This window comes from Paenibacillus sp. J31P190 (assembly GCF_059692075.1).
In genome coordinates, this window is the sequence record NZ_JCAUAS010000006.1 from 254549 (window position 1) to 267566 (window position 13018).

14 protein-coding genes are annotated in these 13018 nt (G+C 43.0%); 5 read left to right on the forward strand and 9 right to left on the reverse strand.

All coding sequences use genetic code 11. The annotated features are described in order from the left end of the window. Nucleotides 1–60: 60 nt before the first annotated feature. Together AC58U0_RS14660 and AC58U0_RS14665 are read left to right on the forward strand one after the other, a co-directional pair. Nucleotides 61–573 carry a thermonuclease family protein gene (locus tag AC58U0_RS14660; protein ID WP_497379675.1) on the forward strand — a complete coding sequence of 171 codons (513 nt, stop codon included), beginning with the start codon at nucleotides 61–63 and terminating at the stop codon, nucleotides 571–573. 277 nt (nucleotides 574–850) lie between these two features. Beyond that, on the forward strand, nucleotides 851–1777 hold the full coding sequence (locus tag AC58U0_RS14665) for a LysR family transcriptional regulator (protein ID WP_497379676.1): 927 nt from the start codon (nucleotides 851–853) through the stop codon (nucleotides 1775–1777). Here AC58U0_RS14665 and AC58U0_RS14670 read toward each other — a convergent pair. The 5 genes from AC58U0_RS14670 to AC58U0_RS14690 form a co-directional block, all read right to left on the reverse strand. Then, nucleotides 1722–2795: a Gfo/Idh/MocA family protein gene (locus AC58U0_RS14670; protein WP_497379677.1), complete on the reverse strand. Its 1074-nt coding sequence runs from the start codon at nucleotides 2793–2795 to the stop codon at nucleotides 1722–1724. The genes AC58U0_RS14665 and AC58U0_RS14670 overlap by 56 nt on opposite strands. Before the next feature lie 59 nt (nucleotides 2796–2854). Beyond that, entirely contained in the window at nucleotides 2855–4003 is a 1149-nt protein-coding gene (locus AC58U0_RS14675) for a Gfo/Idh/MocA family protein (RefSeq protein WP_060645180.1), read from the reverse strand. A gap of 171 nt (nucleotides 4004–4174) precedes the next feature. Beyond that, nucleotides 4175–6280 (reverse strand): PAS domain-containing protein, encoded by a 2106-nt coding sequence (locus tag AC58U0_RS14680; protein ID WP_497379678.1) that lies wholly within the window; start codon nucleotides 6278–6280, stop codon nucleotides 4175–4177. 149 nt (nucleotides 6281–6429) lie between these two features. Further along, a complete protein-coding gene (locus AC58U0_RS14685; protein ID WP_497379679.1) occupies nucleotides 6430–6870 on the reverse strand; it encodes a CBS domain-containing protein in 441 nt (146 codons plus the stop codon). A 63-nt stretch (nucleotides 6871–6933) separates the two neighbouring features. Further along, the gene (locus tag AC58U0_RS14690; RefSeq protein WP_497379680.1) at nucleotides 6934–8103 is read right to left on the reverse strand and encodes a M20 family metallopeptidase; all 1170 of its coding nucleotides are present in this window, start codon (nucleotides 8101–8103) and stop codon (nucleotides 6934–6936) included. A 204-nt stretch (nucleotides 8104–8307) separates the two neighbouring features. On the opposite strand from AC58U0_RS14690, the gene AC58U0_RS14695 reads away from it, so the two are divergent. Both AC58U0_RS14695 and ftsW read left to right on the forward strand, forming a co-directional pair. Continuing rightward, entirely contained in the window at nucleotides 8308–8655 is a 348-nt protein-coding gene (locus AC58U0_RS14695) for a YugN family protein (RefSeq protein ID WP_497379681.1), read from the forward strand. A 13-nt stretch (nucleotides 8656–8668) separates the two neighbouring features. Beyond that, the gene (gene ftsW / locus AC58U0_RS14700) at nucleotides 8669–9838 is read left to right on the forward strand and encodes a putative lipid II flippase FtsW (RefSeq protein WP_497379682.1); all 1170 of its coding nucleotides are present in this window, start codon (nucleotides 8669–8671) and stop codon (nucleotides 9836–9838) included. A gap of 19 nt (nucleotides 9839–9857) precedes the next feature. Here ftsW and AC58U0_RS14705 read toward each other — a convergent pair whose 3' ends face one another. Continuing rightward, nucleotides 9858–10238, reverse strand: a complete 381-nt coding sequence (locus AC58U0_RS14705; protein ID WP_497379683.1) for an Asp23/Gls24 family envelope stress response protein — start codon at nucleotides 10236–10238, stop codon at nucleotides 9858–9860. Between the two features lie 229 nt (nucleotides 10239–10467). On the opposite strand from AC58U0_RS14705, the gene cax reads away from it, so the two are divergent. Further along, nucleotides 10468–11514, forward strand: coding sequence for a calcium/proton exchanger (gene cax, locus AC58U0_RS14710; protein ID WP_497379684.1), 1047 nt, complete (start codon nucleotides 10468–10470; stop codon nucleotides 11512–11514). 39 nt (nucleotides 11515–11553) lie between these two features. On the opposite strand, the gene AC58U0_RS14715 is transcribed toward cax, so the two are convergent. From AC58U0_RS14715 to AC58U0_RS14725, 3 genes are all read right to left on the reverse strand, one after another. Then, on the reverse strand, nucleotides 11554–11841 hold the full coding sequence (locus tag AC58U0_RS14715) for an Fpa/YlaN family protein (protein ID WP_497379685.1): 288 nt from the start codon (nucleotides 11839–11841) through the stop codon (nucleotides 11554–11556). A gap of 124 nt (nucleotides 11842–11965) precedes the next feature. Then, nucleotides 11966–12214, reverse strand: a complete 249-nt coding sequence (locus AC58U0_RS14720) for an HPr family phosphocarrier protein (RefSeq protein WP_029195595.1) — start codon at nucleotides 12212–12214, stop codon at nucleotides 11966–11968. A gap of 113 nt (nucleotides 12215–12327) precedes the next feature. Next, on the reverse strand, nucleotides 12328–12837 hold the full coding sequence (locus AC58U0_RS14725) for a TVP38/TMEM64 family protein (protein ID WP_497379686.1): 510 nt from the start codon (nucleotides 12835–12837) through the stop codon (nucleotides 12328–12330). Nucleotides 12838–13018 lie beyond the last annotated feature (181 nt).

Genomic DNA, 13018 nt, shown 5'->3' on the forward strand with positions numbered 1-13018 from the left:
CATACTTAAGGAAATGCTTACGATGTAAGTTTTCTTACGAAAACTCTTAGGAGGTCCTTCATGCGCAAATGGAAAATCTCTCTTGCTTTGCTGCTTAGTCTAGTTATCTTGATGACTGCTTGTGGGAGTAAACCCGCAGCTGTAGCTGGCAGAGAGCGTGTAAAAGTGGAACGAATCGTGGACGGTGACACACTTGAGGTCACAATGAAAGGGAAGAAAGAGAAGGTTCGATTAATAGGTGTGGACACACCGGAGACGAAGAAACCTAATACACCGGTTATGTTTTATGGAAAAGAAGCAAGTGCTTATACGAAGAAACGATTGGAGAAGGAAACCGTCGAGCTTGAATTTGATGTAGATAAAAAGGATCAATATGATCGCTTGCTCGTTTACGTATGGATCGGGGAAGAACTGTTTAACCGCACCCTTGTTCAAGAGGGGTATGCGCGGATGGCTACATATCCTCCGAACGTCAAGTACGTGGATGCCTTTAAGAAAGATCAAGAAACAGCCCGTAATCAGAAGAAAGGCTTATGGAAGGATTACGATAAAGCATTTGATACCAAGAAATAACTGATAACTACCAAAGCAAGTGCAGATAGCACGCCAGCAATTGGTAGGAAACCAAACCCCCTTCTCTCCTTCTTTTCGTACCAATGGGCCCTTCTTGAGCGGTTTTCTATTTCTCTTATATGCTGCTCAAATCTTTTCTCTATTTCGTATAGATTCCACATGGTAACTCCCCCTATCCTTTGGTTGAGATCGATTTTACCATGGCAGGAACTCCCAGAGTTATCTATAATAAATGATCGTAACCATCGGAAAAAGTGATGATTGGAGGGCGACTAGAATGGATCTTACCTTGTATAAAACACTGCTTGAAGTCGCCAAATGGCAAAACTATACGAAGGCGGGTGAAAGTCTCGGCTATGCTCAGTCTAGTGTGACATCCCAAATTCAAAAGCTGGAAATGGAATATGGGATCGAAATATTTGAACGGGTCGGCAAAAAGATGCGACCGACACCAGCCGGCAACATTTTACTTCGATATGCCTCCAAGCTTGTCAAATTAGTAGAGGAATCGAAGATTACGGTTGCGGGTCAAACAACGGGGAGCTTTATCATTGGCACACACGAGACAACCATGTGCTCTTATATGCTGCCACCGTATTTAGGAGCTTTCAAGAGGCGCTACCCGCAAATTACGATCACCATCAACGAAGTCGTCGAAAATGATATTTATAGGGCTCTTAAAGCAGGCGAATGCGATATGGGGTTCATTGTTGAATGTGACATAACTGACCCTGATTTGATATTTGAAAATATTCAAGAAGAGGAATTCGTCATTATTGCCTCGCCGGATCATCCATTAGCAGCCAAATCATCCATTGTTCCACAAGATTTAAACGGCAGCGAAATTCTGATGTCGACAATTGGAAGCCGCTGCCGCAATCTATTCGAAAAGATGCTGCGCAAACACCAAATCCAATATACGCTAGCTTATGAAATCAATAACTATGAAACAGTCAAAAAATGCGTGATGCATGGACTAGGTCTTTCCTTGCTTCCCAAAACGACCGTTACCGCTGAAACGCAAAACGGGCAGCTAGCGATATTACCGCTAGACTACCCGAATTTCAAGCTAAACGTACAGCTGTGTTATCATGCCAAAAGGCAATTATCGATGCCCATGAAGGCTTTTATCCAGTTAATGTGTAGGCCTACTCCACACGAATTGCATTCGCCTGAGCAATCAAGCACAGCTCTGCTGCTTTGAACGTATGCGCCTGTGTCATGGCATGCTCTGTACGATTCAAACAGTCCAAGATCAACTGGCCGAAGAAAGGAAAGCCTACTTGTCCATGGAGGCTGTAGTGCTTTTCTCCTTGCTGGTTGACCAGGTATAACTGATCTCCCTGCGGATCACGAGCGATATCAATATATTTACGCAGTTCAATATATCCTTCTGTTCCTAGAATAACCGTCCGTCCATCTCCCCAAGTACCCAAACCACTCGGTGTAAGCCAATCTACACGGAAATAATTTGTCGCCCCGTTGTCCCCGATCAGTGTTGCGTCACCGAAATCCTCCAGCTCTGGATAATCCTTCGCATGGTAATTCGCCACTTTGCTGCTAACAACTGTAGCATCCTTGCACCCCGCATAATGCAGAAACTGCTCGATTTGATGACTGCCGATATCACAGAGAATGCCGCCATAATTTTCTTTCTTGAAAAACCAATCAGGGCGATTCGAATGACCCAATCTGTGCGGCCCTAAACCAATGACCTGCACGACTCGGCCAATTGCACCTTCTTCTATGAGCTGTCCCGCGAAAACGGCACTTTCCACATGGAGACGCTCACTGTAATATACAGCAAAAATGCGACCCGTTGCTTCAACAGTTGCCTTGGCTGCAGCCAATTGATCTAACGTTGTGAAAGGAGCTTTATCTGTGAAATAATCTTTGCCACTCTCCATCGCACGGACACCTAACGCTCCGCGTTCCGAAGGTACAGCAGCTGAAGCGATTAGCTTAACTTCGGCATCGTCAAATATTTCTTGCTCAGACGCAGCTACCTTCACATGAGGATACTTCTCCACGAAAGCCTTTACCTTAGCAGCGTCTTGGTCATAAACCCATTTGAGCTCTGCTCCTGCTTCTTGCAAGCCATTGCACATTCCATAGATATGACCGTGATCCAAGGCAATCGCTGCAAAAACGAACTCCCCTTTTTGAACGACAATGTTCGGCTTCCCTTTTGGTGCGTAATTCATTCCATCGCTTTTCTGCATGTCCGAATTCCTCCACTATCCTACCCATGTTACGCTTTAGCGCGGGGTGTTCATATTTTTTATACTACAAGTGTTTTAAAACCTGCCTCTTTATTGACAGTGGAATTTTTTATTTTATCTTGCAAATGCTGCTCGAATAATTCTTCGTCAATCGGCAGGTCTACCCAATTGTCTGTCCACGTCGACAATAACATGGCGTTGGATAGCATCAGACCTTTGATTCCTTCTTCTCCTGGAGCGACCAATGGCGTGCCATGTAGAATGGCATCGACCCAGTTTTGCGTGATGCCTTTGTGACCTGTTTCTTGCCCTTCAATTGGGATCTCGCACTTCCAGCACTCCGGTTGGCCGAATCCACCCTTGTAGGTTTCATTAAATTCTCTCTCGGATACGCGTAAACGCCAGAAAGTTAGCTTGCCATCTTCGATCACAATTTTACCGCGGTCACCGGACAACTCAAAACGGTTCGTACCCGGTGCTTCGCCCGTTGTTGTAACGAATAAGCCCGTAGCTCCATTCTCATACTCTACGAATGCGGTTACATCGTCCTCAACTTCGATGTTGCGATGCTTTCCGAAATAACAAAATGCACGAACTCGTTTAGGCATCATATCGATCGTCCACTGCCACAAGTCAAGCTGGTGCGGGTCCTGGTTAATGAGTACACCGCCGCCTTCGCCTGCCCATGTTGCACGCCAGCCGCCTGAATCGTAATAGCTTTGGGATCTGTACCAATTCGTAATAATCCAGTTCGTTCTGCGAATTTCGCCAAGCTCTCCGGAAGAAACCAAATCCTTCAACTTTTTATATAATGGATTTGTACGTTGATTGTACATCATACTGAACACTTTGCCTGAAGCTTGCGCAGCTTCGTTCATTTGTCTAACTTGTTTGGTATAAACACCTGCTGGTTTTTCACACAACACATGGAGTCCGGCTTTAAATGCACGGGCAGCCACATCTGGGTGATCATAGTGCGGAGTTGCAATCAATACACCGTCAATTGTCCCCGAAGTAAGGAAAGTATCGAGATTGTCGAATAATTGGACGCCTTCACCTAGGTTTTCTTTCGCCCATTCCAAGCGGTCCGCTCTGAACTCACAAATAGCGGTTAACTGAGCACCCTTCACTTCATTATTCACCAAATATTTGGCATGTCCGGTTCCCATATTGCCCAGACCAATAATACCAATCCTTACTTTCTCCATATGGTTATCACCTTTTCTTGTTAGTTTCACAATTATTGAACACGTTATCAATGTAGCATATTTAGAAGACCGCATCTTGTCGCAGATTGACCACCTTATTGCGAACTTTGACAGTTACAAGATATAAACAAATGAAAAAAGACCAGTTTCCTGGTCCGGTCCCTCCCTTTTTTACGAAAAAGCTGGCAGTTGGATAAGGACAGTGGTCCCAACGCCAAGCTTACTTTGATATTCGATATGTCCTTGATGTTCATCGATAATCGCGAAGCTGACCATTACGCCGAGCCCAGTCCCCTTCTCTTTGGTCGTATAAAAGGGTTCCCCTATGCGCGGCAGCCGCTCCTCCGATATACCCATTCCCTGATCTGCGAAATAGAGAGCTACACCGCTCGCAACCTTTTTCGCAGAAATATGCAGGCCGCCTCCGATTGGCATCGCCTCAATTGCATTTTTAATCATATTCACGAAAACCTGCTTTAATTGATTTCGCTCACATTTAACCAGAGGAAGATTTGGTTCACAATCTAGTTCAATGATCACATTGCTCATGATTGCCTCTGTATTCAACAGTTCAATGACTTCGCTAAGAATAGCTGTGGTATCATAAGGATGAAAGGCAACAGCCTGTGGCTTAGCAAGAATCAGAAGCTCTCCTAAGATCAATTCGATGCGATTAAATTCTTCCTGCATGATCTGAAAATACCGAAGTTTGCTTTCTTCGTTTGCTTGACACATCAGTTTGGCAAATCCTTTGAGTGCCGTAAGCGGATTACGGATCTCATGTGCAATGCCTGCTGCCAATTGTCCAGCGACATTCAATTTTTCCGTTTTGCGAAGAAGCTCTTCTGTCTGTTTCTGTATGGTGATATCCTGCACCGTACCAAATAGACGCAGCGGCCTTCCCCATTCGTCATAGGTCGTTTTGGCCATGGTATGAATCATGCGGACCTCATTCTCATTCACAATAATTCGATACACCAAATCTAGTAGACCGCCATGCAGAGCATCACGAATTGCCTCTTTCACTTTAACTGTATCATCCGGATGAACCGCATTAAAAAAGGCTTCTATTGTATTGCCAAAACCTTCACGGCGCAAATGAAACAGCACAAACAACTCGTCTGACCAATACAAATCATTCCTGATCACATCCCAGTCATAGTGACCCAATCCCGCGATTTCTTGTGCAATTTCCAAATTGGCTTTGCTTCTTTTAAGCTCAGCTTCAATTTGTTTATGTGTTGTAATATCGTGAATGAGCCCCCGTACAGCCGTACGACCGTTATCGCGGATGACTCGCTCGATTTGTGATTTGAGATGGCGCACCTCTCCATCTTTGCGAACAATCCTGTACTCGACTTCTGATATTCCAACCTGAATCGCTGTCTCGAAAGCAAGGGCTACTTTATCGCGATCATCCGACACAATTAGCATAATAGCTTCGCTTAAATCTATAAAATCTATGGGATCAAGACCATGTATACGGTACATCTCTTCGGACCAGATGCAATATTCATCCGTCAGATATCGCTCAAAGCTGCCAAACTGTCCCAGTTTTTGCGCTTGCACAAAACGCTCCTCGACCAGCTTACGTTCTGTAATATCGCGCCAAATGCCCAATATCTGACTTCTCTTACCATCTTCATCTAACATCCATTTGAAATTTTTCTCAAACCACACGTACCAACCTTTTTTATGTAAGAAACGACAGGTGATCATCCCTTGGTCCGTAACAGGCGAATGGTTTTCATCCGTTAAAATGTTCTTCAGAATCTCTATGTCATCTGAATGACAATACGTCAATATACGAGTACCGACCATTTCATCAACTTCATAACCGAGCAATGGATGAATAGCAGGGGATAGATATCGAAATTTACCGTCTACGGAAGTCAATGTGATTAAATCTTGAAAATTCTCTGTATATTTTAGATAATACTCACTTTCAAGCAATGAACTAATTTCAGCAAAATCCGGTTTGCGGAATGCAATATGCAAATTCCCGCCAAATGGATATGCACTTACCTTTACCCACTGATTGGACGATTTTATGTACTCTTCAAAATGAACTTCTTCCTTATTTTTAAGGGCTTTATGGAATTGATCGTAACAAGCGTACCGTATCGCAGCAGGAAATTCTGCCCAAGCGACTTTACCCAATAATTCATTAGGCGTACGATTTAAAATTTTTGCTGCATATTCGTTGATATATGTATAATGCCAACCTGCGTCTAGAATAATTACACCAATAAATGCGCTGTCTTCGACCTTATTCATTCTTAAGATGTTTACCTCCCCTACCCTTTTCGCTATCATTATCTCTCATCACTTATCGGTAGTAAAGATAACATTTTTTCCTGACAAAAAAAGCAACCCTTCTCCATAGAATGGAAAACAGGTTGCTTGCTGTTATACGTGGATCCTAATTATTTACTGCCGACGAGTGTTTTGTCTGATGAAATCTTGCTAAGCGCTTCTCCAGCCTCATCCTCAAAGCTTCCGCGCACCGCTAGGTCACCGATAGCTACGATTCCAACAAGCTCGCCGTTCTCCACTACAGGTAACCGTCGAATTTGATCTTTAGCCATTATTTTGGCGGCTTCTTCAATAGATGTATCGGGGGAAATGGTCTCGATATCCTTCGTAATTACTTTATCAACAGCTGTAGAACCAGAATGCTTTTCTGCGTATCCGCGAACAACAAGGTCTCGGTCTGTTACAACACCAATAAGCTTCTTGCCCTCTACAACGGCAACGAATCCGATATCGTGCTGCTTCATTTTCAAAGCGATCTCGTATACATTATCTTGCAGAGTAACGGTCACGCAATCTTTACTCATGATGTCCCTCACTGTTTTACCTGCCATGTCCCATAATCCCTCCTCAGAGTTAACTTACCTCTATAGCATTCTCCAAAGGAAGGACGGCATTCATGCCATATAATCCAAAGCCATTCCTAACAACAAATTAGCCGCATTTAGCATGGATTTCTCGTCAATGTCGAACTTCGGATGATGGTGCGGATGTAGGATACCAGCCTCAACATTACCTGCACCTACGAACATAAAACAACCTGGTCGGTGGTTCAAATAATAGGAAAAGTCCTCTCCGGCCATAATAAGTGGGGACTCGTGTATGGCTTCTGCCCCAAACAGTTCGGTACCGACTTTGAAGAAACGCTCTGCTTCTTTCCCGTCATTAACAACTGTAGGGTAACCTAATTTATATTTTATCTTATAGGAAGCCTGATTCATCTCACAAGTGGTATGTACGATCCGTTCAAGGCGCTGCTTTACATCTTGTCTAAGTTCCGCATTGAAAGTGCGCACAGTGCCATTCAGCACACTCGTTTCAGCTATGACATTGAAGCTAGAGCCTCCATGGAAGGATCCAACACTAACCACACATGGTTCAATCGGATCTATTTGTCGACTCACGATCGATTGAAGATTAACAACTAATTGAGAAGCTACATAAATACTGTCAATGGTTTGATGAGGCAACCCCCCATGTCCACCTTTTCCTTGAATATGGATAGTAAATTCGTCGGGTGCCGCCATTAAAGGACCCGCTTTGGAATAAAAATGGCCTACAGGAAATGGTGTCCAGAGATGAACGCCGAATACGGCATCAACACCTTCAAGAGCTCCGTCTTGGATCATGGAATCAGCGCCACCAGGCGTAATTTCCTCAGCATGCTGGAACAGAAAAACCAGATTCCCTTTCAGTTGAGCACGATGCTGACTAGCCACCTTGGCAATACCAAGCAGTGTTGAGGTGTGTGCGTCGTGTCCACATGCGTGCATAACGCCTTTCGTGAGAGAAGAGTATGCACAGTTCTTCTCATCTTGTATAGGCAGTGCATCCATGTCTGCTCGAAGCGCAACCGTAGGACCTTCGCTGCTGCCGCGGAGCAGTCCGACAATACCATTGCCTCCTACATTTTTGCGAACTTCAATATCCCAACTTTGTAGATGGTTCGCTACAAATTCAGCTGTGCGATATTCATGAAAAGAGAGTTCTGGGTTCTGATGTAAGTAGCGTCTCCAGGCAACCATTTCTTCATAATTGGCTTGTAAGCTTGCTTGAAAATCGTTCATAAGGAAAATCCTCCGCCCATCCTTGTTTCTTAACTTTTCACGCTTGCCGTGTCATTGAACCTATTCTACCAAATAAATGAACATGTTTCATCTGTAAAGTGCCATCAAATATTAGAAAATTGACGTTGTTATCGACTTGCAGAACCTTTGGAAACATACTATCATGAATAAAGAATGCATACGTACAATATGGAGGCGTTAAAATTGATTATTGAAGCAACTGGCCTAAAAGGCTTAAAAAGTGATTTGGCTCACCTGGATGAAGTAACGACAAAACTTGGTTTTGTGCGTTGGCAATGGGAATACACGCGTGCTACTTATGATTTTAAAATGGAAGATAAAGCAAGTAAATCCGTGTATTTCTTACGTGTAAATGCTCGTGTAGAAACCGGTAAACTAGAATCTCCTTATGCAATCTTATTCCTAGAAGAAGCTTACATAGGTAAAGAAACGTTCCCGCATGGCTTGGATTACAATTCTCCTATCCCTGAGTCGGTTCTCAAAATTTCCAACCAAAAATTAGCACAACTGCAACAATTATTAGCAGACTAGGCGGGGAAACAGCATGAATCCCCCTCGAAGAGGAACGCCGGATTTTCTGCTGCTTTTTTTAACCTTTGTACTCGTTTGCTTCGGTCTTGCTATGGTTTTCAGTGCAAGCTCAATGACGAGTGCTTATCGATGGGGCGACCCTTGGTATTTTACGAAGAAGCAATTGATAGCTGTTGGCTTAGGAAGCGTTGGCATGTTTTTCTGCATGAACCTCCACTACACCAAGCTAAAGAAGTTAGTTATTCCTGCTTTCTTTGTTGTCGTTATGCTGCTCGTTCTTGTTATTTTCACTTCAAAAGCAAATGGTGCAGCCAGCTGGTTTAATGTAGGTAAATTTGGCATTCAACCAACGGAATTTGCCAAACTAATCGTTATTCTTTACTTGGCGTCACTCATTAGTAATAAAGAAGAGAAGTTCCGTAATTTCAAGAAAGGCCTGCTCCCTGCCTTGGTGATCGTTGGATTTGTCAGCATGCTCATCATGATGCAGCCTGATTTGGGCTCCTGTATGATCCTGCTAGTCTGCTCTGCCATTGTCATCATTGTGGGTGGCTCCAACCTTAAGCATATTTTCCTATTAGGGACAGGCCTTGCTGCAATCGGCACTATGGTTGTTACCATTTACTTACTAAAAAATAACACAGCAGATACGTCAACCAGTTACCGTGTGAACCGTCTAACCTCGTTTCTTGATCCATGGGCCGATACTTCGGATACTGGGTATCAGGTCGTCCAATCCTTATTCGCATTCGGACACGGCGGACTGACGGGTGCAGGATTCGGTCAAGGCATTCAGAAGCTGCATTATTTACCTGAAGCTCATAATGACTTCATTTTTGCAATCATTGGAGAAGAGTTTGGTTTTATTGGGAGTTCGATATTCATCCTTATTTTCCTGCTCTTTATATGGCGTGGCATCCTCGTCGCTGTTCGCAGTCCCGATTTATTCGGTATGGTAGCCGGAGTTGGCATTATGAGCATTTTTGCCTTCCAAGCCGTCATCAATATCGGTGGCGTTACAGGATCCATTCCACTGACCGGTGTAACCTTGCCCTTTATTTCAGCAGGAGGTTCCTCCATGATGGTCTCTCTCATCAGTATGGGGATCCTGCTCAGTATATCTCGGGAACAAACACACAAAGAAGATGCAAAACCCAAAAAAAGACCCAATCGATTTCAATGAAATCGATTGAGTCTTTTTTCTATTTTACACGATGTGGATCGTCAGCTGACTCTTCTTCCTTGAACGCGACGCCTTCCACCTTGACATTGACCTCAACAACGGTTAGTCCTGTCATATTTTCAACAGCTTCTCTCACGTTTTCTTGGAGATCCCTGCATACATCCTGAATACGAGAACCGTAATTGACGATAACACGTAGATCGATGGCTGCTTCTACTTGCCCAACCTCCACAGAAACACCACGCTGAACATTCTTACCACTGAGTCGCTTAGCTAAGCCTTCTGAGATACCACCTGACATGCCAGCTATGCCTGCTGTCTCCAGAGCTGCAAGTCCTGCAATTGTTGATACTACATCATCAGAAATACGAATTAATCCGGTTTGATTGTCTTCGGACATACAGATCATCTCCTCATATATAATATATGACCTTTAAGCTTGCTTAAAGTTTCTCATTGTTGAGTGAAGCTCAAAGTCCCCCCACACAGGTATAAATCTATTGTAATAATTTCACTAGATGAAAGCAAGAACAGCAACAATGGACAAATCGAATTTACATTGGGATCCAAAGTAGGTATATTAAAAGAAGTCAAAAAGTACCAATAAAGAATGAGTCGGAGGGTTTACTTTGAAGGGAAAATTGTTCTACATCGGGTTAATCATTTCTTTCGTTACAACAGGCATCGCTCATTACATGCATCTGAATTCAACGCTTCAATTCGTTATTGCTTGTATAGCGATCATTTTTGTAGCTGGATTTCTAGGTAAAGCGACAGAGAGTGTTGCCCACTATGCAGGTGAGCGCGTAGGCGGATTCCTCAATGCAACGTTCGGCAATGCAGCTGAGTTAATTATTGCGTTCTTCTTAGTTAGAGATGGATTGTTCGATGTCGTCAAAGCCAGTCTCACCGGAGCCATAATCGGCAATTTGCTGCTTGTACTGGGATTGAGTATATTTGCAGGTGGATTAAAGTTCAAGGAACAGTCATTTAACGTAAAACTTGCTTCACACAATTCTTCCTTAATGATTCTTGGGGTTGTTGCGTTATTCATTCCAGCCATCTTCGCAGGTGGATTGACAACCAAAGAAACGTCAACGATGAGCATGATCGTAGCCATATTACTGATTGTTGCCTACTTGCTCTGGCTACTATTCTCCATGGTTACGCACAAAAGTGTACTTTCTGATGAAGCCATTGAACATGGTGAGGCAGCGTGGTCCAAAGGAACTTCCATTTTATTTCTAATCCTAGCTACAGTCATGGTAGCTTTCACGAGTGAATGGTTAGTTGGTACATTAGAAGAAGTTACGCATAGATTTGGACTATCAGAGCTGTTTGTAGGGGCATTCCTCATTGCCATTATTGGAAATGCCGCGGAGCATAGCGCAGCCGTGATGATGGCCATGAAGAATAAAATGGGCGCAGCTGTTGAAATAGCAATCGGCAGCTCGTTGCAGATCGCCTTATTCGTGGCTCCTGTGCTTATACTTGTCAGTTTCTTCGTAAGTGGAACACCTATGAACATTGTCTTTTCCACATATGAAATTGCCGCAATCGGGGTCGCCGTATTTATTACGAAGTCAATAACCCAAGATGGCTCGACCAACTGGTATGAAGGTCTCCTGCTGCTCGTGGTCTACATCATTCTAGGCGTCGTATTCTTCCTCGTCTAAATACTTACAAAGACAAAAAAAGTAACCCATTGTGAAGGGTTACTTTTTGTTATTCAACGCTTCATATAGATGCGCAAGGTTACGTTCAAGCTTGCTGAGAATTTGTTTACCAGGCATTTCGGAAATAAGTCCCGCTCGAATGGCAAAATCAATTTCTCTAGAAAGTCCGTACATTTGCGTATCTAAAACTTCTTCATACAGTGGACATTGACGCGTTGTCAAATTCTCCATTTGTACTTCGATTAGTTTTTCGATTTTATCTGCATCTTCTTGGAGAAGATTAAGCGCTTTTTGATTCATGTCCAGCAATAGATCAGATGAAGACATTCCCAACTTCCCCCTATACGCATAGTCATCCGTCCTTATATGATCTATATTAAGCGAAATTGGATCAATATACAAGAGAAGGTACCCTCAGAGATTCTGAGAGTACCTTCTTTAAGTATGAACTCTATTCTTGAACAACGTTTACGCCCAAATTGTGCTTAGCGAATACTTCAGCCATAGCGACTTTCGCTTCTTCTGCATCCGGCCCATGAACATGAAGATCATAGTTGCTGGAGCTAAGCAATGTAGTAAACAAACCTAAAATACTTTTTACATCGATATACTTATTATCATATTGGAGAACGATTGACGATCTGAATTTATTAGCTGTTTGTGAAATTTCAACAATTGCGGCATTGTTAGCACTTGGCATATTTCATTCCTCCATTTATTCGCATCTGAATTGGTCGCCTTGCTCCTATATGATAACTTGGAAAGGTTACTTAACGCAACTAAAAATTTCCTTCATTCTCCAAGTGAAGCGCTTTACTTCGTCTTTGCTGCAATGGCTTTCTTCACACCGTTCCCCAGTAGAATTAAAACAACAAAAATACCGAGCAACAAAAGCAGTCTTCCCTTATACTTCTGGAAATGAAATAAATCATGCGCAATCATCGATTCCAGAAATACGATTGGCAGTTTGCCCAGCAAGGTACCCCACAGAAAATAAGTAAAACGCATTCGAGTTAGCCCCGCACCAAAATTAATCGCCGAGGAAGGTAAAATTGGAATCAATCTGCCTAGAAGGACATATAGGAATCCACGCTTCTCCATCCGCTTGCTAAACTGCGTCACTAACGGGAATCGCTCGAGCTTTTTCTCTACCCATGCATGTCCATAATAACGAGCAAAATAAAAAGAAGCAACGGCTCCCAAACAAGACATTATGTAATTAACAAGAAACCCTATTTTAATACCGAAAATAGCAACATTCGTACCTGCTACTACAACAAACGGAATAAACGGAAAGAACGTTTGAAAAAAAATTAAAGCCATTCCGATGATTTTACCGGGCCAACCTAAGTCCCTTAAATGTTCAGATAGCTGTCGCATATTACTGTGAGTAAGTTTAATGCCTGTAGGGTTATAAAATAAAAAGGCAATTAGGGCAACGAGCAAAATACAAATTAAAAAAACTAGCAAAATGTGTTTTCTATTTCTGTTTAACACCGACAAA